Consider the following 2,111-nt stretch of genomic DNA (forward strand, 5'->3'; position numbering starts at 1 on the left):
TCATCTCTTATTCCCTGTCAGACCAATGTCGAGCAGTTCGGCCGGTCACCGTTCCGGCCCTGCGCGAGCGCAATTAGTCAAAGCGGACAAAAAGAGTCAACTTAATAATCAAGAGATCCACGCCGGCGACAATCGTTGCGAAGCAGGGGGTGGAGGACGGCGCCGGACCTACGGTCCGACTTCCCCCACGAGAAAAATACGGGCTTGGTTCGCGAAGCGGACGAAAGCCGGTTGCATGGCTTTCGAACAGTGAACGCCCGGCAGCGTCAAGGGTACGGCACCGAGCTTCGTTCATTGCATGAGCGCATGAAACATGCAGACATGGCGCCCGACACGGAACCGGTGCCGAGGGATCATGATGACGGTAGAGACAGTGCAGCGTGCGTCCGGGCGCGGCATCTGGGGATGGATGCTGTTCGACTGGGCGGCGCAGCCGTTCTTCACGGTCGTGACGACCTTCATCTTTGGACCTTACTTCGTCTCGCGCATGGCGAGCGATCCGGAGACCGGCCAGGCGGCCTGGGGCTACGGCATTGCCGCGGCCGGTCTTGTCATCGCCGTGCTGTCGCCTATCCTCGGCTCGATTGCCGACCAGACCGGCCCGCGCAAGCCCTGGATCGCATTCTTTGCCGCGGTCAAGGTCACCTGCCTTTGCATGCTTTGGTTCGCGGCCCCCGGTTCGAACCTTTTCCTGGTCGTGCTATTCTTTTCGCTGGCGTCGGTCGCGGCCGAGTTTTCGACCGTGTTCAACGATTCGATGATGCCGCGCCTGGTGCCGAAGAGCGAGATCGGCCGAATCTCCAACATGGCCTGGGGCCTTGGTTATCTCGGCGGCATGATCGCGCTGATCTTCGTCGTCGCTTGCTTGGCCGGTTCGCCGGAGACCGGCAAGACGATCATCGGCACCGACCCGCTCTTTGGGCTCGACCCGAAGCTCGGCGAGGACGCGCGCGCAACCGGGCCTTTGTCAGCCGGCTGGTACTTCCTGTTCATCCTGCCGATGTTCTTTTTCACCCCCGATGCCATCAAGGGCCTGCCGATCGGCCCTGCGGTGCGAGAGGGGTTGGCGGAGCTGAAAGTGACGCTGGGCGAGGTGCGCAAGCGCAGCGGCATCTTCCGCTTCCTTGTCGCCCGCATGATCTATCAGGACGGTGTCAATGCGGTGCTGGCGCTGGGGGGCACTTTCGCAGCAGCGATGTTCCACTGGTCGATCACCGAAATCGGTATTTTCGGCATCATTCTCAACGTCGTCGCCATCTTCGGCTGCCTGGTTGCAGCCCGTCTCGATACGGCGCTTGGCTCAAAAACCATCGTCATGATCTCGCTGGTCCTGCTCAGCATCGCCACGATCGGCATCGTCTCGACCGGACCGGGCTATACTTTGTTCGGCCTCTGGATGATGCTTGGACCGGACAGCGGTGGCCTGTTCGGCACGGCAGCGGAAAAGGCCTACATCTTCTTCGGCCTGTTGATCGGTGTGGCTTTCGGGCCGGTGCAGGCGTCGTCGCGATCCTACATGGCGCGCAGCGTCACGGCCGCCGAATCCGGCCGCTATTTCGGCATTTATGCGCTGGCCGGACGGGCGACCAGTTTCCTGGCGCCGTTCATGGTCGCGTCCGTCACCCTGGCCAGCGGCTCGGCACGGCTCGGCATGGCGGTGATCGTGCTGTTCCTCGGGATCGGCATGGCGATCCTGGTCAAGACGCCCTATCCAGCGGACCGGCCGGCGGATTGAGTTCTTTCTTCCTTCTCCCCCTGTGGGGTGAGCGGCCGGTTCGCGAAGCGAATTCATCGTGCCAGTGGCACGATGAAAGGCTGACGAACGCCGGGACGCTGCGGAGCAGCGGGGACCCGGCAGGGCGGATCGTCCACCGCCCGGCCCTTCGCGGGCTCAGGGCGTTCGAAGCTCGAAAAGCCAAGCAATTGGCTTTTCGTTTGCTGCGCGAACCGCTTCTCACCCCGCAAGGAGAGAAAGAAGAAGTGCGTCAATGCCTGAAATGCCGGACGCCCGTAAACACCATGGCGATGCCGTGCTCGTCGGCAGCGGCGATGACGTCCTTGTCGTTCATCGAGCCACCCGGCTGGATAACGGCAGTGGCGCCGGCGGCGAT

The 2,111-nt window shown here is 62.6% G+C and carries 1 protein-coding gene; it reads left to right on the top strand.

What is annotated here, in order from left to right:
• The first annotated feature begins 358 nt into the window (after positions 1 to 358).
• Positions 359 to 1,735, top strand: a complete 1,377-nt coding sequence (locus EN994_RS28545) for an MFS transporter (RefSeq protein ID WP_063170394.1) — start codon at positions 359 to 361, stop codon at positions 1,733 to 1,735.
• Positions 1,736 to 2,111 lie beyond the last annotated feature (376 nt).

It is taken from the genome of Mesorhizobium sp. M7A.F.Ca.CA.002.09.1.1, from assembly GCF_003998555.1.
GTDB classification, from domain to species: domain Bacteria; phylum Pseudomonadota; class Alphaproteobacteria; order Rhizobiales; family Rhizobiaceae; genus Mesorhizobium; species Mesorhizobium ciceri.